22 protein-coding genes are annotated in these 20,836 nt (G+C 73.1%); 14 read left to right on the forward strand and 8 right to left on the reverse strand.

From position 1 onward, the window contains the following. Positions 1 to 14 precede the first annotated feature (14 nt). Entirely contained in the window at positions 15 to 854 is an 840-nt protein-coding gene (locus tag OG562_RS21785; protein WP_266400294.1) for an alpha/beta fold hydrolase, read from the reverse strand. Between the two features lie 87 nt (positions 855 to 941). Here OG562_RS21785 and OG562_RS21790 point away from each other — a divergent pair, with 87 nt between their 5' ends. Then, complete coding sequence (locus OG562_RS21790; protein ID WP_266400295.1) at positions 942 to 2,282, forward strand: PLP-dependent aminotransferase family protein; 1,341 nt, start codon at positions 942 to 944, stop codon at positions 2,280 to 2,282. On the opposite strand, the gene OG562_RS21795 is transcribed toward OG562_RS21790, so the two are convergent. Beyond that, positions 2,182 to 3,102: a hypothetical protein gene (locus OG562_RS21795; RefSeq protein ID WP_266409451.1), complete on the reverse strand. Its 921-nt coding sequence runs from the start codon at positions 3,100 to 3,102 to the stop codon at positions 2,182 to 2,184. The genes OG562_RS21790 and OG562_RS21795 overlap by 101 nt on opposite strands. Positions 3,103 to 3,435: 333 nt before the next feature. Here OG562_RS21795 and OG562_RS21800 point away from each other — a divergent pair, with 333 nt between their 5' ends. Beyond that, positions 3,436 to 3,966 (forward strand): SH3 domain-containing protein, encoded by a 531-nt coding sequence (locus tag OG562_RS21800; protein WP_266400297.1) that lies wholly within the window; start codon positions 3,436 to 3,438, stop codon positions 3,964 to 3,966. 146 nt (positions 3,967 to 4,112) lie between these two features. On the opposite strand, the gene OG562_RS21805 is transcribed toward OG562_RS21800, so the two are convergent. Further along, positions 4,113 to 4,544 carry a hypothetical protein gene (locus OG562_RS21805; RefSeq protein ID WP_266400299.1) on the reverse strand — a complete coding sequence of 144 codons (432 nt, stop codon included), beginning with the start codon at positions 4,542 to 4,544 and terminating at the stop codon, positions 4,113 to 4,115. Between the two features lie 214 nt (positions 4,545 to 4,758). Here OG562_RS21805 and OG562_RS21810 point away from each other — a divergent pair, with 214 nt between their 5' ends. Further along, a complete protein-coding gene (locus tag OG562_RS21810) occupies positions 4,759 to 6,105 on the forward strand; it encodes a hypothetical protein (protein WP_266400301.1) in 1,347 nt (448 codons plus the stop codon). Positions 6,106 to 6,282: 177 nt separating this feature from the next. Here OG562_RS21810 and OG562_RS21815 read toward each other — a convergent pair whose 3' ends face one another. Continuing rightward, complete coding sequence (locus OG562_RS21815; RefSeq protein WP_266400303.1) at positions 6,283 to 6,459, reverse strand: hypothetical protein; 177 nt, start codon at positions 6,457 to 6,459, stop codon at positions 6,283 to 6,285. Positions 6,460 to 6,601: 142 nt separating this feature from the next. On the opposite strand from OG562_RS21815, the gene OG562_RS21820 reads away from it, so the two are divergent. The 3 genes from OG562_RS21820 to OG562_RS21830 all read left to right on the forward strand — a co-directional run bounded on the left by OG562_RS21820 (position 6,602) and on the right by OG562_RS21830 (position 9,863). Beyond that, complete coding sequence (locus OG562_RS21820; protein ID WP_266400304.1) at positions 6,602 to 7,945, forward strand: helix-turn-helix domain-containing protein; 1,344 nt, start codon at positions 6,602 to 6,604, stop codon at positions 7,943 to 7,945. A 161-nt stretch (positions 7,946 to 8,106) separates the two neighbouring features. Continuing rightward, positions 8,107 to 9,126 (forward strand): permease, encoded by a 1,020-nt coding sequence (locus tag OG562_RS21825; RefSeq protein WP_266409452.1) that lies wholly within the window; start codon positions 8,107 to 8,109, stop codon positions 9,124 to 9,126. After that, a complete protein-coding gene (locus OG562_RS21830) occupies positions 9,123 to 9,863 on the forward strand; it encodes a TIGR03943 family protein (protein WP_266400305.1) in 741 nt (246 codons plus the stop codon). Before OG562_RS21825 ends, OG562_RS21830 begins: the two co-directional genes overlap by 4 nt. A gap of 21 nt (positions 9,864 to 9,884) precedes the next feature. Here the strand turns inward: OG562_RS21830 and OG562_RS21835 are convergent, their stop codons facing one another. Beyond that, positions 9,885 to 10,661 (reverse strand): hypothetical protein, encoded by a 777-nt coding sequence (locus OG562_RS21835; RefSeq protein ID WP_266400306.1) that lies wholly within the window; start codon positions 10,659 to 10,661, stop codon positions 9,885 to 9,887. A gap of 447 nt (positions 10,662 to 11,108) precedes the next feature. Between OG562_RS21835 and thrS the strand changes: the two genes are divergently transcribed. Both thrS and OG562_RS21845 read left to right on the forward strand, forming a co-directional pair. Beyond that, positions 11,109 to 12,353 carry a threonine--tRNA ligase gene (gene thrS, locus OG562_RS21840; RefSeq protein ID WP_266409453.1) on the forward strand — a complete coding sequence of 415 codons (1,245 nt, stop codon included), beginning with the start codon at positions 11,109 to 11,111 and terminating at the stop codon, positions 12,351 to 12,353. Between the two features lie 43 nt (positions 12,354 to 12,396). Continuing rightward, entirely contained in the window at positions 12,397 to 13,365 is a 969-nt protein-coding gene (locus OG562_RS21845; protein WP_266400307.1) for a nucleoside hydrolase, read from the forward strand. A gap of 97 nt (positions 13,366 to 13,462) precedes the next feature. Here OG562_RS21845 and OG562_RS21850 read toward each other — a convergent pair whose 3' ends face one another. Then, positions 13,463 to 14,425 (reverse strand): LAETG motif-containing sortase-dependent surface protein, encoded by a 963-nt coding sequence (locus OG562_RS21850; RefSeq protein WP_266400308.1) that lies wholly within the window; start codon positions 14,423 to 14,425, stop codon positions 13,463 to 13,465. A 288-nt stretch (positions 14,426 to 14,713) separates the two neighbouring features. On the opposite strand from OG562_RS21850, the gene OG562_RS21855 reads away from it, so the two are divergent. Beyond that, complete coding sequence (locus OG562_RS21855) at positions 14,714 to 16,378, forward strand: glycoside hydrolase family 13 protein (protein WP_266409454.1); 1,665 nt, start codon at positions 14,714 to 14,716, stop codon at positions 16,376 to 16,378. Positions 16,379 to 16,418: 40 nt separating this feature from the next. On the opposite strand, the gene OG562_RS21860 is transcribed toward OG562_RS21855, so the two are convergent. Next, a complete protein-coding gene (locus OG562_RS21860; RefSeq protein WP_266400310.1) occupies positions 16,419 to 17,141 on the reverse strand; it encodes a DUF4142 domain-containing protein in 723 nt (240 codons plus the stop codon). Positions 17,142 to 17,345: 204 nt separating this feature from the next. On the opposite strand from OG562_RS21860, the gene OG562_RS21865 reads away from it, so the two are divergent. Then, complete coding sequence (locus tag OG562_RS21865; RefSeq protein WP_266400311.1) at positions 17,346 to 18,176, forward strand: MOSC domain-containing protein; 831 nt, start codon at positions 17,346 to 17,348, stop codon at positions 18,174 to 18,176. Positions 18,177 to 18,179: 3 nt separating this feature from the next. Here OG562_RS21865 and OG562_RS21870 read toward each other — a convergent pair whose 3' ends face one another. Further along, positions 18,180 to 18,551 (reverse strand): signal peptidase I, encoded by a 372-nt coding sequence (locus OG562_RS21870; RefSeq protein WP_266400312.1) that lies wholly within the window; start codon positions 18,549 to 18,551, stop codon positions 18,180 to 18,182. 227 nt (positions 18,552 to 18,778) lie between these two features. On the opposite strand from OG562_RS21870, the gene OG562_RS21875 reads away from it, so the two are divergent. From OG562_RS21875 to OG562_RS21890, 4 genes are read left to right on the forward strand one after another with little or no spacing between them, the layout of a single operon-like run. Further along, positions 18,779 to 18,979, forward strand: coding sequence for a hypothetical protein (locus OG562_RS21875; RefSeq protein ID WP_266400313.1), 201 nt, complete (start codon positions 18,779 to 18,781; stop codon positions 18,977 to 18,979). 32 nt (positions 18,980 to 19,011) lie between these two features. Then, positions 19,012 to 19,362, forward strand: coding sequence for a DUF1036 domain-containing protein (locus tag OG562_RS21880; RefSeq protein ID WP_266400314.1), 351 nt, complete (start codon positions 19,012 to 19,014; stop codon positions 19,360 to 19,362). A 1-nt stretch (position 19,363) separates the two neighbouring features. After that, positions 19,364 to 20,452: a M4 family metallopeptidase gene (locus OG562_RS21885; RefSeq protein WP_266400315.1), complete on the forward strand. Its 1,089-nt coding sequence runs from the start codon at positions 19,364 to 19,366 to the stop codon at positions 20,450 to 20,452. A 48-nt stretch (positions 20,453 to 20,500) separates the two neighbouring features. Beyond that, positions 20,501 to 20,785 (forward strand): protealysin inhibitor emfourin, encoded by a 285-nt coding sequence (locus OG562_RS21890; protein ID WP_266400317.1) that lies wholly within the window; start codon positions 20,501 to 20,503, stop codon positions 20,783 to 20,785. Positions 20,786 to 20,836: the final 51 nt, after the last annotated feature.

The raw sequence follows: 20,836 nt of genomic DNA on the forward strand, positions 1-20,836 counted from the left end.
GACCGACCCGGGGATCAGCCGGCGTCGGCCGCGTCAGCCGCGTCGGCTGCGTCGGCTGCGTCGGCTGCGTCGGCCGCGTCGATCCGGCTCAGGAAGTCCCCCAGCGCCGCGTTGAACTCCTCCGGCCGCTCCAGGTTCGGCATGTGGGCCGCTCCCTTGACGACCTGGAGGTCGGAGTGGGGGAGTGCCGCGTGCATCGCCTCCGCCTCGGGGACCGGGGTGAACTCGTCGTCCTCGCCCACGACGACCAGGGCGGGGACGGCGACCCGGGTCAGGAGGGAGCGGTAGTCGGGGCGTTCGGCGCGGCCCCGGAGGGCCGCGGCGGCGCCCTCGGGGGGTGTGGACGTCATCATGCGGTGGACGTGGGCCTTGACGTCGTCGGCGGCGTACGGGGCGACCATCTTCTCCAGGACCTCGTCGGCGTAGCCGCGCATGCCCTCGGCCAGCAGCCGGTCGGCCATCTCGTTGCGGGCCTGCTTGCCGTCGGTCGTCTCGGCCGTGGGGAAGGTGTCGGCGAGGACCAGGCCCCGGACGCGGTCGCCGAAGCGGTCGTAGCACTCCATGGCGATCTGGCCGCCCATGGACAGCCCGGCCAGGACGAAGGCGTGCACCTCGAGGAAGTCGAGCAGGTCCTCGACGTCCGCCGCGAAGCGGGAGAGGAGCGTGACGCCGGGGGTGACCGGCGAGGCGCCGTAGCCGCGCAGGTCGGGGGCGATCACCCGGCGGGACGGGGCGAACGCCTCGATCTGCGGGGTCCACATCGTGCGGTCGAAGGGGTGGCCGTGGATGAGCACGAGAGGGAGTGCGGAGGAGTCCGCGTCGCCTTTGTCGTCATATGCGAGGAACGGGGTCATGTCAGCGACCCTAGGGCGGGTCAAATCCTCGGTGCAATAAGATCTTTGCCCTCGGTGCAATCGGCGAGAGGGCGGAGGGTCGGCACGGTGGGGGACTTCCTGGGCATCGCCGACCGCATCGCCGACGACATCGCCTCCGGGCGGCTTCGGCCCGGTCAACAGCTGCCTCCGCAGCGGTGGTTCGCGCGCCGGCATCGCATCGCCCCCTCGACGGCCGGGCGGGTGTACGGCGAACTCGTGCGGCGGGGACTGGTCGTGGGGGAGGTCGGACGCGGCACCTTCGTACGGGCCGCCCCGGCTGCTGCGCAGGGGCGGGCGCTCATCGAGGCCGCGACCGCCGCGCCCGTGAACCTGGAGCTCAACTACCCTTCCGCGCCGGGGCAGTCCGAACTGCTCGCTCCCGCCCTCGCGGCCCTGACGCGACCTGACGTCCTCGCCGACGTGATGCGTCCGGCGGCCGCCGCCGGGACCGCTTCGGCGCGCGAGGCCGCCGTCGGGCTGCTCGCCCTTCCCGGCTGGCGGCCCGACCCCGCGCAGGTCCTCTTCACGGGCAACGCCCGTCAGGCCATCGCCGCCGTCCTCGCCTCCCTGGTCCGGCCGGGCGGCCGGGTCGGCGTCGAGGAGCTCACGTATCCGCTGGTCAAGGAGATCGCCGGGCGGTTGGGAGTAGTGCTCGTCCCGCTCGCCGGCGACGAGGAAGGGGTACGTCCGGACGCCCTGGCCGCCGCCCATCGCGCCGCTCCCCTCTCCGCCCTCTACCTCCAGCCCACCCTGCACAACCCGACGTCCCTGACCGTCAGCGAGCGGCGGCTGCGCCGACTGGGCGAGCAGGCGGCCGACTTGGGCCTGCCCGTCGTGGAGGACCGCATCTGGTCCTTCCTCCATCCGGACGCGGTGCCGCTCGCCGCGTACGCGCCCGGTCTCACCCATGTCGTCGACGGACTGTCCAAGCGGGTCGCGCCGGGGCTGACCGTCGGTTTTCTCGTCGTGCCCGAGCAGCGGGTCGAGGCCGTGGGGGCGGCGGTGCGGTCCGGGGGGTGGAGTGCGGGCCGGTTCGCGCTGGAGGCGGCCGTGCGGTGGGCGGAGGAGGGGGTGGTGCGGCGGCTCGTCGAGGAGAAGCGGGCGGATGTCGCCCGCCGGCAGCGGATCCTGCACCACCGTCTCGACGGGTTCGTCGTACGGACCGACCCTCGCGCCTATTTCGCCTGGTGGGAGTTGCCCGCGCCCTGGCGGGCGGACACCTTCGCCGCCGCCGCGGCCGCGCACGGGATCGCGGTCACGCCGGGCACCGCCTTCGCCGTCGACCCGCACCGCACCCCGAACGCGGTCAGGCTCGGACTCGCGTCGGCTTCGCCGGAGGAGCTGGCGTGGGCGTTGCGGGTGCTCGTCGGCGTCGCAGAACGCGGACCGTCCGGACGTTCCGGGTGAGCCAGGTGGCCGCGGCCACCGTCAGCCCGAGGGCGAGCAGCAGCCAGGACGTGGTGCGCAGGGTCGTGGTGAGGGCGTCGTAGATCGCGCCCGCGGCCGGGCGGTGGGCCGCGTCGGGGAGGTCGGCGAGGGTGAAGCGGCGGCCGATCGCGACCGAGAGGCCGAGGAACGCGCCGCCGAGGGCCGTGCCGAGGGCGGTCGCGGTGATCGCGCGGCGGCGGCAGGCGGCGACGGCGATGCCGGCGACGGCGAACACGACGGCCGCCAGGGGCAGCCAGAAACCGGCGACGTCGAGCACGTGGTAGCCCTTCCGGAGTGCGGCCAGTTCGTGGTGCGGGAGCAGCGCCACGCGGGTGTGCTCGATCGGGATGCGCTCGGCGAACGGCACGTGGTCGGCGGTGAGTCGGCGCTTGAGGGGGGTGGTCACGGTCGCGAGGTCGACGGTGAGTGCGCGGTCGTCGTCGGCGGCGGTGTCGTGGTCGGCGCCGCCGTGGGCGCCGTCGTCGTGCAGGGCCCTCATCACCGCCCGGTGCGCGGCCTCGTTGCCGGTGTTCCAGACGGTGCGGTAGGCGCGGGTCGCGGTGAAGGAACGCACGGCGTCGCGGACGAAGACCGGGTTCACGCCGGCCTCGCGGGCGACGCCGTCGCCGACCGTGTCCGCGACCGCGTCCCGTACGGCCGGGTCGGTGGCGAGCGGCGCCATCGTGGTGACGTAACGGGCGGTGTCCGTGAGGCCGTACGCCGCCCAGGCCGCCAGCGCGCCCAGCGGCACGAGGAGGCAGGACAGGGCGATCAGGACGGCCGAGGCGATGGTCCGCAGGCCTTGGGCGCCTCGGCTGCCTCCGGGACCTTGGGGGCCTCGGGGGCCGTGGCTGCTTCGGGGGTCTTGGGCGCCGTGCGGGCTTCGGGGGGTTCGGGGGCTTCGGGACACGCCTCCAGGCAAGGCGGTGCGGGGTGGACGCGCGAGCGGGGCGCGGCCAGTCGGGTGGCGGGCGCGGGAGCGCAGACGTCGCCTGCGACGGGACCTCTGACGGGACCTCTGACGGGACCTCCGACGGGACCTCCGACGGGACCTCCGGCAGGCCCGATGAGGCCTCCGGTGGAGGGTTCACCCGAACGGGTGTTTCCTGGTTCTGGGGAGAAGGAGGCGATCATGCGCACCACTCCGGCCCTGCGGACTCTGGCCGCGGCCCTGCTCACCGGCGGCGCCCTCGCCGTGTCGACGGCGGGAACCACGGCGGCGGCAGCCCCGCCGACCTATCCCGAAGGACACGGCAGCGGTGGTGACGGCGGCGGTGGTCCTGTCTGGGGGACCGTCGTCTCCCGCACGGATCTGAACCTGCGGCAGGCGCCCACCACCCACTCGCCCGCCGTCGACTCGCTCTCGCCCGGCAGTCAGGACCGTGTGCAGTGCAGGGTCCTGGGACAGAGCGTCAACGGCGACCCGGACTGGTACTGGCTCGTCGGCGCCCAGGCCTGGGCGAGCGCCGCCTTCGTGGACACCGGCGGCGCGTGGCCGCCGACCTGCGCCGACCCGTGTCCGCAGTGGAAGAACGGCACGTGGACCAACTGGGACGACCCGTTCTGGAACGACGCCTGGAGCGTGTCGGTCTCCGGGTCGTTCAGCGTCACGGTTTCCGGATCCTCGTCGGGCGGCTGGGACTGGGTCCCGGTCGGCCGGTGAGCGGAGGGATGAGGGAACGCATGGGCCCCGGCGGAACACCGCCGGGGCCCGTGTGCGCCGTCTGCCCATGCGCGTGCGCGCCGTCTGCCCGTCTGCCCGTGTGCGCCGCCTGACGGCAGGCGGCGCACACGGGCAGCTGACGGGTGCTAACGAATGCGGTGTCCCTCCGCGTCCTCGTGCGTGTAGTAGCGGAAGAACAGCGATGCGAAGACGACCGCCGCGACCGCCAGGGACATGATCGTGGAGCGCAGCACGCTCGCTCCGGTCTGGCTGTACACGAAGCCGAACGCACAGCCGGCGAACGCCGTCCACAGGAGGGCGTGCAGTTCGCGCGGCATGCGCGGGGCCAGGGAGCGGACGCCCATGTACAGCGCCGTGAACGCGATCGCGCTCACGAAGCCGAGCAGGACGTTCCAGCCGGTGATCGGGCCGCCGGAACGGTTGTTGGCCGCGACCCAGTAGCCGTAGACGAGCCCCAGCGTGACGGGGATCGCCCAGGCCATGATCCGGTGGGTCCGTCCGCTGAAGACTTCGGGTGTTGGGGAAGGGGCCCGCAGTGCGGGCGCCGAATGAGCCATGAGAGGACTCCTCTCTCTCCTCGCCCCCGTGTTCCGCCCCTGCCTTCCAGAGCACACCTGGGGAGGGGCGGTGGCAAGTCGGGTGCGCGGGTTTTCTGCCGGGGCGAGGGCGACGAAGGCCTCGTACGGGGACGTTTGCAGTGCGGAGGTCCACCTTTGCAGCAGCAGCCGTTACGGTGCTGACGTACGTGATCGACAGGGGAGGGGGCCGACCATGCCCGGAACCGTGCTGCTGCTCGCGGCATCGCCTGTGGGCAAGGGGTGTCTGGTGGACGCGGCGTCCGTGCTCCCCGTGCTCGCGGCCGTGCCGCCCGCCGTGCTGGCCGGCGCCGACACCGCGAACGTCGTCGAGCTCGCCGACCCGCTGGAGCCGCAGGCCGTGCTGACCCGGCTGCGCGCCGCCGCGGCCGCGCCCGGGCCGCTGACCCTCTACGTCGCCGGCCAGCTGCTGCTCGACCGGCGCCAGCATCTGCCCCACCTGGCGTTGGCGCGTACGACGCCCTCGACCGTCCGCTACACCGGGTTCCCCTGGCACTGGTTCCGGGAGGAACTGCGGCTGCGGACGGGCGGGTCGGCGACCGGCTCGGCGACGGGCTCGACGACGGTGCTGCTCGATCTGCACGCCGACGCGGAGACATGGGGGTGGCTGCGGGAGCAGACGCTCGACTGCGGGCCGACGGCCATGGTCTACGGCCGGGTCGCGCCGCCGCCCGGACGTCGTACGGTCGCCGCGCCGACGTACATGAAGGCGGTCGCGACGATACTGCGCAGCGGGGGTCGGCCGGACCCGGGGCTGTTGCACCAGATGGCGTTGGCCCGGATCGCGGGCGAGGGGGAGGTGGGGGATCTGGTGCTGTCGGGGGTGGGAGCGGAGGCGGAGACCGGGGCGGGACCCCGACCCGGACCCGGGGCTGGTGTGGCTGTGGCTGTGGGGCCCGGACCCGGTGTGGCTGCAGGTGTGGGGCCCGGAGTCGGTGTGGCTGCAGGTGTGGGGCCCGGAGTCGGTTTCGCCCCCGCCGTCCCTTCCCCGCCCGTCCCCGGGGGCGCCCCCGGCCCTCCGCCGCCGACCCTGGACGGGCCCGGTCCTCGGACTCGCCCCAAGACGCAGCCCGCGGACCGGCTGGAGACTCCCGAGGAAGCCGACGCCCACGCAGGCATCGCCGCCGCCGTCCAGTCCGGACAGCACGCCTCCGCCGACGCTCTCGCCGCGCGCTGGGAGCAGGCGGCGGCCGTCGCGTACGGGGTCGGGTCCGAGGCGGCGTTGCACTGGACCGAGGTGCGGGCGGATCTCGCGATGTTCGCGGGGGACGCCGCGCGCAGCTGCCGTACCTGGATGCAGGTCGCGGCGGCGCGACTGGCCGCCGGGCAGCCGGCCGACGCGCCCGCCGTGGAGGCGGCCGTGGACCGGGCGCACCACCAGTGGGGCCGTATCGGCGACGCGGCCGGGGCCCGTGAACTGGGCCCCGCGCTCGCGGAGCTGCGCGGCCGGGTCCCCGGCCGCCGCGAGGGCGCCCTGGACCACGTCCACCGACAACTGAGACAACTGCAGACCCAGAACTGACGGTCCCCGGCCCCCGAACACGTGGAAGCGCGCGGCCGGCGTCCACGTCTCCCTCCAGTGCTACGACATCGACCCGGCCCGGGCGGTCGAGCGGGTGTGCGCGCGGACGGGCGGGGGTCTGACGAGGGACCAGTGGAAGACGTACATCCCGGACACGCCGTACCGCAGGACGTGCGGTCAGCCTCTCTGAGGCTGGTGCTGGGCCGTCGGGGAGGCCGGGGCGGTGTCCGTCGCCTTCGCCGGGCCCGCGTTGGCCGCGGCGATCAGTGCCGCGGCGGCCAGGACGGCTGCGGCGACGGCCCGGACGTACCTGAGGGAAGGGCGTCCGTAGGGTGCGGATGTGCGTTCTGGCACGGCAACCTCGCAACGTCGACGACTGCGGGAAGGACGACAGGGGCATCAACCCTGTATTAAGCATGCTTAACTCGCCGTTTAACCTAGGGGCTGCGATAGTCCAACGGCAAGAGGCACTGGGGGAGTTGGGGGGAGTCGAGGCGTGGGAGAGCGGGACGATCCGGAGGTCATCGGGCGGCGCGTGCAGCGGCTGCGGGTCGAGCGGGGGCTGACCCAGCGGCAGTTGGCCGAGCCGACCTACACCCCTGCCTACGTCTCCACGCTGGAGGCCGGCCGGGTGCGGCCCTCCGACGAGGCGCTCAAGCACATCGCCGAACGGCTCGGGGTGGACTTCCGGGAGCTGGCCACCGGCCGGTCGGCCCGGCTCGTCACCGATCTGCGGCTGCGCCTCACCGAGGCCCAACGCGCCCTCGCCACCGGGGAGGCGCGGGACGCGGCCCGGGAGTACGCCGTCCTGCTCGCCGAGGCCGAGGAGCACGGGCTCGTCGAGGAACAGGCCACCGCGCTGCTCGGGCTCGGGGAGTGCGGGATCGACACCGGCGACCTGGAGGCGGCCCGGGAGTTCTTCGAACGGGCCGAGGGCTGTCTGGCGCACGCCCCGCTCCCGGTACGGGTGCCCGCGCTGCGCGGCCGCGCCGTCGCCCACTATCTGGCGGGCGAACTCCGGTACGCCGTCTACCTGTTGGAGTCGACCCTCGACGAGCTCAACCGGGGCGGACTGCACGACCCCGACGCGCTGCTCCTGCTCTACGCCTCCGTCATCGGCCCGTACATGGACCTCGGCGCCCAGGCCCGCGCCGCCCAGGCCGCCGAGTTCGCCCTCGCGCTGGCCCCCCAGGTAGGCGACCCCGCGCTGGTCGCCCGCATGCACCGCTCGGTCGCCCGCACCCTCCTCGCCGAGGGCCGCATCGCCGAGGCCGACGCCTCCCTCGCCAAGGCCGCCGAGCTCTACCGCCAGCTCCAGCTGCGCACCGAACTCGCCAACTGCCACTGGATGCGCGGCTACGTCTCCGCACAGAACGGCGAACTGGAGCGCGCCGAGGGCGAGTTGCGGCAGGCCCAGAAGATGCTCTCCGCCCAGCGCGCCGCCCTCTACAGCAGCCAGGTCGCCGTCGAGCTGGCCGACGTACTGCACCGCAGGGGCAAGTCGGAGGAGGCCGCCGAGCTGCTGCACGAGGTCCTGGGGGACCTCTCCCCCGAGCGCGGCGCGGTCCACTCCGCGGGCGCGCACCGGCTGCTGGGCATCATCGCCGAGGACGCCCGGGACACGGAGGCCGCCGAGGAGCACTACGTCCGCGCCCTCAGCCTCCTCGAACGGGCCGGCGCGGCGGGCGACCTCGCCGACCTGTGCCGGATGCTGGGCGACCTGCTGCGCCGCACCGGCCGCGTCGAGGCCGCCCTGGACGCCTACCGCACGGGCCTCGGCCACCGCACGGCCCCCGGCACCACCACCCTCGGCCCGGCCCCCGCCCAGCCGCCGCTCTAGCACCTGCTCGGGTCACAGGTTCCTCTCCGCCGAAACCCGGCCGACCCACAGCCGCCCCGGCTAGCGTCCTCGCGACATCGACGGGCGGACCCGGGAACGTGCGGAACGTGCAGGACGTGCAGAGCGCGCAGGACGCGCAGGACGCGCAGGACGCGCGGGACGTGGGAGACCGACCGACCGCGACCGACGAGCGGACGGTCCTCGACGGGCTGCGGCTCGTCGTGCGCGCGCTCGTGTACGCCGTCGTCGGCGGAGCCGCGCTCGTCGCCGTCGCGACCGTCGTCTCCGTCCTCGGCCCGATGCTCGCGCTCGACCTCTACACCCCGCCCGTCGCCGCCTGGTGGACGGTCTTCACGGCCGTCGCCGTCCAGGGCGTGCCCTTCCTGCTCCTCGGCACGGTCGTCTCGGCGGCGATCGGGGCCTTCGTGCCCGAGCGGGTCTTCCAGAAGCTCCTGCCGCGCCACCCCGCCCTGGCCGTGCCGGTCGCGGGGGTCGCCGGGGCGGTGCTGCCGGGCTGCGAGTGCGCGTCCGTGCCGGTGGCCGGGAGCCTGATGCGCCGCGGGGTCGCCCCGGCGGCGGCCCTCGCCTTCCTGCTCTCCGCGCCCGCGATCAACCCCGTGGTGCTCGTCGCGACCTCCCTCGCCTTCCCCGGCCAGCCGAAGATGGTCCTCGCCCGGCTCCTCGCCTCGCTCGCCGCGGCCGTGGCGATGGGCTGGCTGTGGGCCCGGTTCGGCCGGGAGGAGTGGCTGCGGCCGCCCGAACGGGACGCCCCGCACGCCACCGGCGTCCGCGCCTTCCTCGCCGGCCTCCAGCACGACTTCCTGCACGCGGGCGGCTTCCTGGTGCTCGGCGCGGCGGCCGCGGCGACCTTCAACATCGTGGTCCCGCGCTCGGTCCTGGACCTCTTCACCGGCTCGCCCTGGCTGGCGGTGCCGCTGCTGGCCGCCCTCGCGGTCGTGCTGTGCGTGTGCAGCGAGGCGGACGCGTTCGTCGCGGCCTCGCTCAGCGGCTTCTCGCCGACCGCGCGGCTGGCGTTCATGGTGGTCGGCCCGATGGTCGACCTGAAGCTGATCGCCCTGCAGACGGGCGCCTTCGGCCGGTCCTTCGCCCTGCGTTTCTCCTCCGCGACCTGGGCGGTGGCCCTGCTGAGCAGCGTCCTCGCGGGGTGGTGGCTGCTGTGAGGCGTTACGGCTCCTGCCTGCTCCTCGCCCTCGTCGGCGCGGCGGTCCTGCGCGTCTCCCTCTTCAGCGAGCTGTACCTGCGGTACGTGCAGCCCGCGCTACGGCCCTGTCTGATCGTGTCCGGCACGGTGCTCGTGCTGCTGGCGGCGGCGATGGCCGTCGTACGCCGACGATCGGCGCGCTCCCCCGAAGGCCAGGCCCACGAAGAGCATCACCACGGGCACTCCCACAGCCCCGCCCGCCCCCGGGTCGCCTGGCTCCTCACCCTTCCCGCGCTGGCCCTTCTCCTCTTCCCGCCGCCCGCCCTCGGCTCCTACAGCGCGGGCCGGGAGGCCGCCCAGCGGGCCGCGCAGGGCGTCGGGACGTTCCCGGCGCTGCCGGCCGGGGACCCGGTCGCGCTCACCGTCGCCGAGTTCAGCTCCCGGGCGATCTACGACAGCGGACGCTCCCTGAAGGGCCGTACGGTCCGGCTGACGGGCTTCGTCACGCACGGGGACGACGGCGCCTGGTACGTCACCCGGCTCGTCGTCACCTGCTGCGCCGCCGACGCCACCACCGGCAAGGTGGAGATCCGGGGCGCGGACGACGAGGCCCTGCCCGCCGACACCTGGGTCACCGTCACCGGCGTCTGGCGTCCGAAGGGGAAGCTCGGCTCGGACGCGGCCTGGCCGCCGGTCCTGGACGCGGCCACGGTGCAGCGGGTGAAGCAGCCGGCGGACCCGTACGAGAAGCCGTAGGGCAGAGGTGTGGGCAAGGGCTCAGACCTGCACCCTCCCCTGCTTCCTGACGTCCGCCAGCCGCCGTACGCCCAGCTGGACGGCGGCCTGGGTGGCCTCGTTCAGCACGTCGCCCAGGCCGCCGTTGGTGAGGGCGAAGGCGTCCTCGCCGGCCCGGACCGCGGCAACGTCCAGGGTGAGGGCGGTCGGGTCGCCGTCGGGATCGTCCTCGGCGGTCGCCCAGTTCGTCAGGGTCACCCGCAGCCCCTGCCGGACGTCGCCGACCTCCGGCAGCGGCAGCTCGGCGACCTGTACGTCCAGCACGGCGTCGCCCGACGCCTTGGCCGTGAACCGGGCGCACTTCTGCGGGAGCGTCTTCAGCCAGGCCAGCCTGCGGTCCACGTCCGCGGGACGGTTGCCGGTGAGCTGGTAGCGCAGTTGGGCCGCGGTGTCGGGATCGTCGAGTGCGACGACCGCGCGGGCGGGCCCGCCGAGCACCTCGTCGGCGTAGAGCGCGTCGAGCAGCCGCTGACAGTCGCCGGCCGGCGCGGCGGCCTTCAGCATCCCGTCCCGCCAGGTGGCGGCACCCCGGGTCGGGATCCAGGGGGCGCCGAGGTCGGTGCCGGTGATGAGCGCGGCGTGCGCCTGGGCCTCGGTGAGGGCGGGGTCGGCGGTGGGGGCGGCCGGTCTGGTCGTCGACGGCGCGATCGTGGGCGCGGGAGGCACGGCGGTCGGCGGATGCTCCAGCCCGAGGGCGGCACAGCCGGTGACGGTGGCGAGGAGGAACAGGGCGGAGGCGAGGAGGGGACGACGGGTCATCGGGGATGCCTCCGGGAGTGCGCGCGGGGGTGCTGGGCGGCGGCGCCGGGCGGCGGCGCCTCCTCTCACGGCAACACCGGCGCCACGAGGCGACCAGCGCGGCGGGCCGTACGGGTTACCGGCGTTGCTGCGGGCGGGTGGGCGGTGGGCGAGCGGCAGGGGATCAGGCGGGTGGGCGACGGGTGGGGAGCGGGCGGGGAGCGGGCGGGCGGCGCGGCAAAACGGATCGTGTCCGCGCGGCAAAACGGATCGTGTCCGCGCGGCAAAACGGATCGTGTCCACGCAGGAAAACGGATCGCGTCCGCCGGGGCCCCGCTGCTACCGTCACGGCCATGAAGCGCGCCCAGCCGTCCCTCACGACGACGCCGGACACTGTCCCGGCGCGCTGATCCACGACTGGATGTCCGTAGCCCCGGGGTGAGCGCCCCGGGGCTTCGTGGTGCTCGCCTGTCACCCCAGGAGGAGTTCACCATGCACGACCACCGCCGCCTCGGCCGCGAACTCGACCTCTTCGACACCGACCCCCTGATGGGCGCGGGCCTGCCGTACTGGCTGCCCGACGGGGCGGTGGTCCGGCACGAGCTGGAGGAGTACGTCCGCCGGGCCGAGCAGGCGGCCGGCTACCGGCACGTCTACTCGCCGGTCCTCGGCAAACGCGAGCTGTACGAGATCTCGGGCCACTGGGACCACTACAGCGAGGACATGTTCCCGCCCATGCACCTGGGCGCGGAGGAGGTCGTGCTGCGCCCGAGCCTCTGCCCCCACCACGCCCTGATCTACCGTTCCCGGTCCCACAGCTACCGCGAACTCCCGCTCCGCATGGCCGAGTTGGGCGGCATGTACCGTTCCGAACGGTCCGGTGTGCTCGGCGGACTCACCCGGGTCCGGGCGATCCAGCTCAACGACGCGCACATCTTCTGCACCCTGGACCAGGCGGTCGAGGAGGCCCGAGCGGCCCTGGCCCTGATCGCCCGCGCCTACGCGGACCTGGGCATCCGAGCCGCCCGCCACCGTCTCTCCCTCCCCGGCGAGGGCGGCAAGTACGTGGCCGACCCGGCCCTGTGGGACCGGGCCACCGCCCTCCTGCGAGAGGTCCTCGACGGCTCGGGCATCGCGTACGAGGAGGCGGAGGGCGAGGCGGCCTTCTACGGTCCGAAGATCGACGTACAGATCGCGGACGCGGCCGGACGGGAGGCGACCCTCTCCACCGTGCAGATCGACTTCCACCAGCCCGAGCGCTTCGACCTGCACTACATCGGGCCCGACGGGGCGAAGCACCGCCCGGTGATGGTGCACCGCAGTGTCATCGGCAGCGTGGAACGAGCGGTGGCCCATCTCGTCGAGGAGCACGGCGGGGCGTTCCCGGTCTGGCTGGCCCCGGTGCAGCTGGTGATCCTGCCGGTGTCTCAGGCACAGGCGGGCCCGGCCGACGAACTCCTGCGCCGGGCCCTCGACCAGGGCCTGCGCGCCGAGCTGGCCGGCCCCGACCAGGGCAGCCTGGGCGCCCGCGTCCGGGCGGCGCGACTCGTGCCGTACCAGGCGGTGATCGGCGAGCGGGAGGCCGACGGGGGCCTGGCGGCCGTACGGCTGAGGGACGGCCGGCGTCCGGCGCCCCTGCCGACCGCCGAACTCCTGCGTCGCGTCGCGGCCCGGGTCGAGGCGCGGGGCGCCGAACTGTGGGCCGATGCGTAAGGTCGGTGCCGAGCTACTGATCAGCCCCCGAGAGGAGTCTGCCGTGACCGGTCAGCCCATCCCCGTGATCATCGACTGCGACACCGGTGTCGACGACGCCCTGGCGCTGCTGTTCGCCGTCCGGCACCCGGGGCTCGACGTGCGGGCGGTGACCTGCGTGGCCGGGAACACGGACGTGGACGGGGTGGTCCGCAACACGCTGACCGTGCTGGAGCAGGCGGGGGCGAAGGACATTCCGGTCGCGCGGGGCGCCGAACGCCCGCTGATCGAGCCGGCCCGTTCGGCGAGCCATGTGCACGGCCAGGACGGGATGGGCGACCTGGGCCTGCCCGCGCCGACCCGCAGGCCGGTCGACGTGGACGCGGTGACCCTGCTGCGCCGCGAGATCCTCGCCTCCCCGCGCCCGGTCACCCTCGTCCCGACCGCCCCGCTGACCAACATCGCGCTGCTGCTGCGCACCCACCCCGAGGTGACGCGCAACATCGAGCGGATCGTGTTCATGGGCGGCGCGGTGGCCACCGGGAACGCCACGCCGGTTGCGGAGTTCAACGTATGGCACGACCCGGAGGCGGCGGCCGTCCTGCTGACCGCGGGGGTGCCGATCACGATGTACGGCCTCGACGTGTTCGAACGCGTCCTGGTCCCGTCGGCGGACGTCCAGCGCCTGCGCACCAGCCCCGACCCCCGCCTCCGCCTGGCCGGCGACCTCCTCGCCCACCGCGACCCGGCCCTCTCGGGCGACCCCACGCCCACCGGCGGCCTCGGCGACGCGGGCGCGATCTGCGCGGTGGCCGACCCCTCCGGCCTCACCACCGAACGCCTCCCGGTGGAGGTCTCCCTCTCCCCCGGCCCGTCCCGAGGCCAGACCATCGTCGACCGCCGCCCCCGCCCCGGCGAGTCCGAGATCCACGGCGGCGCTCCCCGCGAACAGCAGTGGGTGGACGTGGCGTTGGACGTGGACGTGGAGCGGTACGTGAAGCTGTGGCTGGAGACGGTGGAGGGTTCTCTCTAGCCTGTCCTTCGAGGGCGCGCCACGACGCACGTCCGCCCCGGCGCCATGAGCGTGCCGGGGCGGACGTACCGCGGAAGAAGCGGGTCAGCGGTGGGTGTTACGCCCGCGAGCCCTTACGTCGGCGCGTGGCCACGACGATCGCCGCGCCCCCCGCCAGCAGCGCCGCCGCGCCGCCCGCGATCAGGCCGGAGTTGCTGTTCGCGCCGGTCTCGGCGAGGTCGCCGCCGCCTCCGTCGGGCGTGGCGGCCGGTGCGCTGGACGACGCGGTGGTGACCGGGGTGTCGGACGCCTCCGGGGTCGGGGAGGTCGACTCGGTCGACGAGGGCGAGGCGGGCGGGTTCTCGGACGGGGTGTCCGAGGCCGGCGTCGACGGCGACGGCGAGGTGTCGCCGGCCGGCGGCACGGACGCGGGCGGGGACGACGGCGGCTGCTCGGTCGCCGTGCAGTCCTTCGTGCCGCCGTTCCAGGCCGCGATCAGCTTGTCCTTGATGACCGGCCGGTCCGGACCCTTGGGCAGGTCGCCGTGCTCGAAGCCGTCCTTCGCGTCGAGCTTGCCGTCGAACTTCACCGCGCCCCGGTAGAGGTCGATCTGCGCGTAGCAGCCCGCGTCGGGCACCGCGATGTCGAGGGTGTCGGTCGCGCCGGGCTTGACGCTCACGCTGTCGAAGTCGACGAAGACCTGCTCGCCGGAGGTGCCGAAGGTGGCGCCGTGGGCCAGGTAGGAGGCGAGGGAGGCGGTGCAGACGCCGGCGTCGCCGGCGGCGCGGACCGTGATGTGGACCTTGCCGTCCTTGCCCGGCTTGAGGTTCTGGTCGTCGACGCGCACGGAGTCGTAGAAGTTCGTGCCGTCGAGCGAGAACTGGCAGCGGTCGGTCTTCGTCTCCGTGCCCGCGCCGGTCCCCGGCTGGTAGTGGCCGCCGGACTTCCAGCCGTCGCCGCCGGGCGTGCCGGTGCCGGCCCAGGCGCCGGAGGCGGCCGCCACGGAGGCTCCGCACAGGGCGAGCGAAGCGGCGCCCGTCCCCAGCAGGCGGCGTACGGTGACACGTCTCGCTATGGACATGCGTATCCCATCTTGGCGAGTGCCAGGGGTGATTGGTCAGATCACAGGAATCAGGTCATGAGAAACACTGGGCTCTTCCTTCACAGGCGCCACAGTGTGTGGCCATGGTCGTCGCCCAGCTAGATGGCTGTCAACCTGGGTCAAACCCCGAGGAGTTCAAGATTCCGTCACGGGTTCGCCATGTACGGAGTGATCCATTCCTGATCTGTTCCGAAGGGTGCGTACGTTCACTTTTCCGGAGGAATGGACAGTCTTCTGCCCATGACCTCCATGACCGCCGTGACCTCCATGACCGCCGTGACCTCCACGACTGACTTCTCCCCTCGCAGCCCCGACTGGTGGCGTCAGGCCGTCGTCTACCAGGTGTATCCGCGCAGCTTCGCCGACGCCGACGGCGACGGTCTCGGGGACCTCCGGGGCGTCACCGAGCGGCTGGGTCATCTCGCCGACCTCGGTGTGGACGCGCTCTGGCTCAGCCCCTTCTACCCGTCCGAACTGGCCGACGGCGGCTACGACGTCGCCGACCACCGGGACGTCGATCCGCGCCTGGGCGCCCTGGCCGACTTCGACGCGCTGGCCGCCGAGGCGCACCGGCTGGGCCTGAAGGTGATCGTCGACCTGGTGCCCAACCACACCTCCCACCGGCACGCGTGGTTCCAGGAGGCGCTGCGGGACGGACCCGGCTCCCCGGCCCGCGACCGCTATGTCTTCCGCGACGGCCGGGGCGCGAGCGGCGAACTGCCGCCCACCGACTGGCAGTCCGTGTTCGGCGGCAGCGCCTGGCGGCGGGTCGCGGACGGACAGTGGTATCTGCATCTGTTCACCCGGGAGCAGCCCGATCTGAACTGGGACTGCGAGGAGGTCCGCGCCGACTTCCGCACCACCCTGCGCTTCTGGTCCGACCGGGGCGTCGACGGCTTCCGCGTGGACGTCGCCCACGGCCTCGCCAAGGACCTGCGCGAGCCGCTCCGCGACCTGGGCCCCCTCGCGCAGAACGGCGAGACGGCCCTGGCGACCCTGCCCCCCGGCGCCCATCCGCTCTACGACCGCGACGAGGTCCACGCGATCTACCGCGACTGGCGCCGCATCCTCGACTCCTACTCCCCGCCCCGCACGGCCGTCGCCGAGGCCTGGGTCCCAGGCGCCCGCCGCGCGCTGTACGCCCGCCCCGAGGAACTCGGCCAGGCCTTCAACTTCGAGTACCTCCAGGCGGGGTGGGACGCGGAGGAGATCCGTGCGGTGATCGCCGACTCCCTTGCCACGGCCCGCACCGTCGGCGCCTCCGCGACCTGGGTGCTCTCCAACCACGACGTCGTACGCCACCCCTCCCGTCTGATGCTGCCGCCGGGCACGGACGACAACGCCTGGCTGCTGGCGGACGGCCGCGCTCCGGGCGTGGACGAGGCGGCGGGTCTGCGCCGGGCCCGGGCGGCGACGCTGCTGATGCTGGCGCTGCCGGGATCGTCGTACCTCTACCAGGGGGAGGAGCTCGGGCTGCCCGAGGTCGCCGACCTGCCTCTTGAGGTGCTTCAGGATCCGCTGTGGGAGCAGACGGGTCACGTCCGCAAGGGCCGCGACGGCTGCCGGGTGCCGCTGCCGTGGACGTCGACGGGAGAGTCGTACGGCTTCGGGGCGGGCGGTGCGTGGCTGCCGCAGCCGCCGTACTTCGCGCGGTACGCCGTCGCGGCGCAGGCGGGTGTCGAGGGCTCGACCCTGGAGCTGTACCGCACGGCCCTGCGGCTGCGCCGCAAGCTGCTCGCCGGGGAGGAGCTGACCTGGGCGGACGCGGACCGGCCCGGCGTGCTGGCCTTCGCCCGCTCCGACGGCTGGCGGTGTGTCGCCAACCTGTCGGACGCGGCCGTGCCGTTGCCGCCCGGGGAGGTGCTGCTGAGCAGCGTCCCCCTGGACGGCGACGGGAGGGTCGGCCCCGACACGACGGTCTGGCTCGCGTAGGGGCCGCGCGGGGGCGGTGCGGGGGTTGCGCGTGTGGGGCTTAGTTGCCGGTCGCCGGGACGCCGTCGATCGCCACCGGAGTGGACGTGGCGTTCGGCGGCGGGGTGAGCACGACCATGGGCTGGCCCGGGGCCGGGGCCGGCGGGGTCAGGTCCGACTTGGGCAGCTTCGGCGGGGTGGTCTGCTGGAACAGAGTGGTGTCGAAGTCGACCAGGCCGGTCTTCTCCATCACCGTGATGTGGTCGAGCACGGTGTCGTTGGCCTGGTCGGCCAGGGCGCGCACCAGCGAGTTCTTGGTGGTGGACCGGATCTTCGCCACCGTGTTGAAGATCGAGCCGTGGGTCAGGCGCAGGATGTTGGCGAAGTCGACGTCGAACTGCTTGCCGCTGTCCGCCTTGAGGGTGTTGACGAACCCCTCCTGCTGCGGGCTGGCGATGTTGGGGAGCGTGATGTTCAGCATCGGCGCGATCTTGCGGCAGGTGATGTCCAGCGCCGCGTGCCCGTCGATGAGGTGCTCACTGGCGGTGAGAACCGCCTTGCTCTGCCCCTTCTGCAGCCCGATCTGCCCCACCGGGTACTCCCACAGTCCGGCGGCCCGCACCTTGACCACGAAGTCTCTGTCGCCCTCCGTCAACGGCCCCCACTGGGTGTTGGCGATGACCCGGTCGGTCGAGGTCGACACGGTGTCCAGGCCGAGCATCGATGGGTATGCGAGCGCGCCCAGTGTCAGGGTCAGAGCGCCGCCCACGAAAAGAGTTCCCATCGCGTTCCGCGAAAGTTGCACCGTTCCTCCTGCCCGTCGGGGATCCGCCGGTGGGTGAGGCTTCGGCGGGGTCGGACTACTGAGAAGTACGGACGCGAAGCTGTTCGGTTTCACTGGAGTTCGTAAAAACTTGCCGGGCGGAACGGGTACGACGGTTTCGCGCGGGCATGGGTGACGAGTTGACGGGCTGACGGGGGGCGTCGCATGGCGAGAATAGTTGGGGTCACGTACTACCCGGTGAAGGGGTGTGCCGGGGTCGCGGTCGCCGCGTCCCGGGTCACGGCCGACGGGCTGGAGCACGACCGTGAGTACGTGGTCGTCGACGAGGCGAGGGAGCTGCGCTGGCAGTGGGGAGACCCGAGGCTCGCGCTGATCACCCCAGAACTCGGCCCCGAACCCGGACCCGGACCCGGCTCGCTCACCCTGCGGGCGCCGGGGTGCGGGGAGGTCCGGGTGTCCGGGGAGCCGGGCGAGTCGGTGACGCTGCCGGGGCGGTCGTACGGGGGCGTCGACCAGGGGGACGCGGCGGCCGGCTGGCTGACGGAGGTGCTGGGCCGACCGACCAGGCTGCTCCGGGTACGGCGAAGGGAGCAGCCGACGGACGTCGGAGCCCCGGGTGCGCTTCCGGTCGCCAACCACAGCCGCCTGCACGTCGTCTCCCGCGCGAGCCTGGACGAACTGAACCGCAGACTCGCCGAACGCGGCGTCCCGCCCCTCCCCATGAACCGCTTCCGCCCCAACCTCGTCGTCGACGGCTGGACGGCGCCCCACACGGAGGACGACGCCCGTCGTATGACGATCGCCGGGGCCGACGCGGCCGACGGCCCGCTGGAGCTGGCCCTCACCGAGCTCACCGTGCGCTGCGCCATCACGATGGTCGACCAGGAGACCGGCCGCCGGGCGAGCCCGGAGCCCCTGCGCACCCTCGCCGACTACCGGCGGGCGGACGGCGGGATCGTCTTCGGCGCGTACTTCACGGTGCGGCGGCCGGGGAAGGCGGCGGTGGGGGACGAGGTGACCGCCTGGAAGGAGTGACCGTCACAGCTCCGCGCCCACCGCATACCCGGGGACGGACGGCCACCGGACGGTCAGCACGACCGACTCCTCCTCCGCGCGCCAGGAGTGGTCGACGCCCCGACCCCACAGGACGTAGTCGCCCTGCCGTTCCAGAACGACGTCCCGACCGGGTAGTTGAACGCAGAACCGGCCGCTGACGAGCACCAGTAGGGCCGTGCGCTCCTCGCCCTTCACCCACTCCGCCCGCTCGTCGCCGCGGGGGTGCACCCCCCACTTGATCTCGACCGCCTCGCTGTGGCGGGGATCGTCGGCATCCTTGAAGTGCCCGAGGAGCCACCCCCGGTCCAGTGCCGCGTCCCTGCCCGCATTGCCCACGTACACACCGTCGTTCACGCTGCCGGACGCTAGCACCCGTCCTCCGCATGCACGATGAGGCGTCCAGGCGCAAACTGGGACGTGTGGGACTGATCCGGCCCGCGTCACCGAGATCGCGGTGACCTCGCGGCCCTTGGTCCCGGTCCCCACGCCCGGGACCCCGTGACCACCTCTGCCGTCACCTCTGTTTCACCCCCGCATTCACCCCCGCATTCACCCCCTTGCTTCAGGTCTGGAGCACCCCCATGACTTACGACTCCTCCGCCCAGGCTGATCCGACCACCGACTCCAGCGAGGAATCGCTGGACCGGGCTCTGGCCGCGAGGGCAGCCGCAGGAAACGTCAGGGCAGGCGCTACCGAGGCGCGCCCCACCGCGGGAGCGGACGTCGACCTCAAGGCCGGCGGCTCCAAGCCCGCAGTCCGCAAGCAAGCCCCCTCCATGTGAGGTCCAGTGAACTCCAGTCAGGAGGTCGCGCCATGGCCATGCGATTCAGGAACAACTACCAGGCGACCATCTGGGCGATGGTCGAGTGGTCCTTCCCCAACTGTCCCGACGGCGGCGACTGGCTGAAGAAGGGCTGGTGGCAGATCGCCCCAGGCCAGGAAGTCATCGTGTACGGCGGCGACGCCGACGCCGTGAACCGCTTCTGGTACGCCTACGCCCACACCGACGACGGCGTCGAATGGGGAGGCACCTTCCCCGAACTCGTTCCGCCGCAGCGGTTCGAGTGGTGCGAGAAGACCTCCAGCACCCAGTGCCGCACCATCAACATGCACCAGTTCGAGGTCACGACCTCCGACCATGTGCACAGCTTCAACGGAGGCTGAGATGTCGGAGCCCCAGAAGTCCGGTACGCACGGCACGCCGACCGGACGCCGCGTCGTATGCGGCATCCTGCCGCCGTACATCCTGCACAAACTGACCGAGGCCGACGATCCCCACGTACGCGAGGCCGCCCGCAACACCCTGGCCATCGACGCCGAGTTCCGGGCGAACAGGGTCGCCACGCCGAGCCTGGTCTCGCCCGCCATGCCCGAGGACTTCGTCCTCCAGCGCACGATCTACGACACCCACCACACCGCGGAGCTGCCCGGCGACGTCGTCCGGGAGGAAGGGGGCCAGCCGGTGCTGGACGGCACGGCCAACCGTGCCTACGAGAGCCTCGGCCTGACCTTCGACTTCTTCAAGGAGGTCTACGGCCGCCACTCCATCGACGACGCCAACCTCCCGCTGGACGCCACGGTCCACTACCGTCGCCGGTTCAACAACGCGTTCTGGGACACCCAGCAGATGGTCTTCGGCGACGGGGACGGCATCGTCTTCAACGACTTCACCATCTCCCACGACATCGTCGCCCACGAGCTCACCCACGGCGTCACGCAGTACACCGCGGGTCTCGTGTACCAGGACCAGGCCGGCGCGCTCAACGAGTCGATCTCCGATGTCTTCGGCTCGCTCGTCAAGCAGTACGCCCGCCGCCAGAACGCCGACGAAGCCGACTGGCTGATCGGCGCGGGCCTGTTCACCCCGGCGGTGCGCGGCCAGGCGCTGCGCTCCATGAAGGCGCCGGGCACGGCCTTCGACGACGCCCAGCTGGGCGGCGCCGACCCGCAGCCCAGCCACATGACCCACTATGTGCGCGGCACGTTCGACCACGGCGGAGTGCACATCAACTCCGGCATCCCCAACCACGCCTTCTACCTGACCGCGGTCGCCATCGGCGGCTACGCCTGGGAGCGGGCCGGCAAGATCTGGTACGACACGATCACCTCCGGCCGACTCGCCGAGAACGCCACCTTCGAGCAGTTCGCGCATGTCACGGCGGACGTCGCGGAGCACCTCTACGGCACCCGGTCCGAGCTCGACGCGGTCATGAAGGCCTGGTCGGACGTGGGGGTGAACGTCAATGGAGCGTGACCTCCGCGACCTCCGCCGTACGCCCGCACCGTCGTCGCCGGGAGCGCCATGCGCATCCGCGTGACCAGGAGCGGCGGTCTGCTCCCCGTGCCCCGCTGGGCCGAGCTGGACACCTCCGGCCGGCCCGACGGGGCCGATCTGGAACGCCTCGCCCGCGAAGTCCTCACCACGACACCCCCCGGCCCCACGCCCGGCGTTCCCGACGGCTACCACTACACCCTGACCGTCGAAGCCGACGGAACCGCCGCCGACCGGACGGTCGAGTTCGCCGACCCGAGGCTTACGGCGGTCCAGGTGCAGCTGGTGGAACGGGTGCTGGGGGAGGGGGCGTGAGCCACGAGCCCCAGTACGTGCGACCTCAAGGACTGCCCGACGATCTACGTC

Origin of the sequence: Streptomyces sp. NBC_01275, from assembly GCF_026340655.1 — a bacterium.
Classification (GTDB): Bacteria; Actinomycetota; Actinomycetes; order Streptomycetales; family Streptomycetaceae; genus Streptomyces.

Coding starts and splice junctions, on each gene's coding strand:
- OG562_RS21880 (WP_266400314.1), top strand. CDS start 19,012: ATGGCCATGCGATTCAGGAACAACTACCAGGCGACCATCTGGGCGATG.
- OG562_RS21875 (WP_266400313.1), top strand. CDS start 18,779: ATGACTTACGACTCCTCCGCCCAGGCTGATCCGACCACCGACTCCAGC.
- OG562_RS21850 (WP_266400308.1), bottom strand. CDS start 14,425: ATGTCCATAGCGAGACGTGTCACCGTACGCCGCCTGCTGGGGACGGGC.
- OG562_RS21855 (WP_266409454.1), top strand. CDS start 14,714: ATGACCGCCGTGACCTCCACGACTGACTTCTCCCCTCGCAGCCCCGAC.
- OG562_RS21865 (WP_266400311.1), top strand. CDS start 17,346: ATGGCGAGAATAGTTGGGGTCACGTACTACCCGGTGAAGGGGTGTGCC.
- OG562_RS21785 (WP_266400294.1), bottom strand. CDS start 854: ATGACCCCGTTCCTCGCATATGACGACAAAGGCGACGCGGACTCCTCC.
- OG562_RS21805 (WP_266400299.1), bottom strand. CDS start 4,544: ATGGCTCATTCGGCGCCCGCACTGCGGGCCCCTTCCCCAACACCCGAA.
- OG562_RS21810 (WP_266400301.1), top strand. CDS start 4,759: ATGCCCGGAACCGTGCTGCTGCTCGCGGCATCGCCTGTGGGCAAGGGG.
- OG562_RS21860 (WP_266400310.1), bottom strand. CDS start 17,141: ATGGGAACTCTTTTCGTGGGCGGCGCTCTGACCCTGACACTGGGCGCG.
- OG562_RS21800 (WP_266400297.1), top strand. CDS start 3,436: ATGCGCACCACTCCGGCCCTGCGGACTCTGGCCGCGGCCCTGCTCACC.
- OG562_RS21890 (WP_266400317.1), top strand. CDS start 20,501: ATGCGCATCCGCGTGACCAGGAGCGGCGGTCTGCTCCCCGTGCCCCGC.
- OG562_RS21835 (WP_266400306.1), bottom strand. CDS start 10,661: ATGACCCGTCGTCCCCTCCTCGCCTCCGCCCTGTTCCTCCTCGCCACC.
- OG562_RS21885 (WP_266400315.1), top strand. CDS start 19,364: ATGTCGGAGCCCCAGAAGTCCGGTACGCACGGCACGCCGACCGGACGC.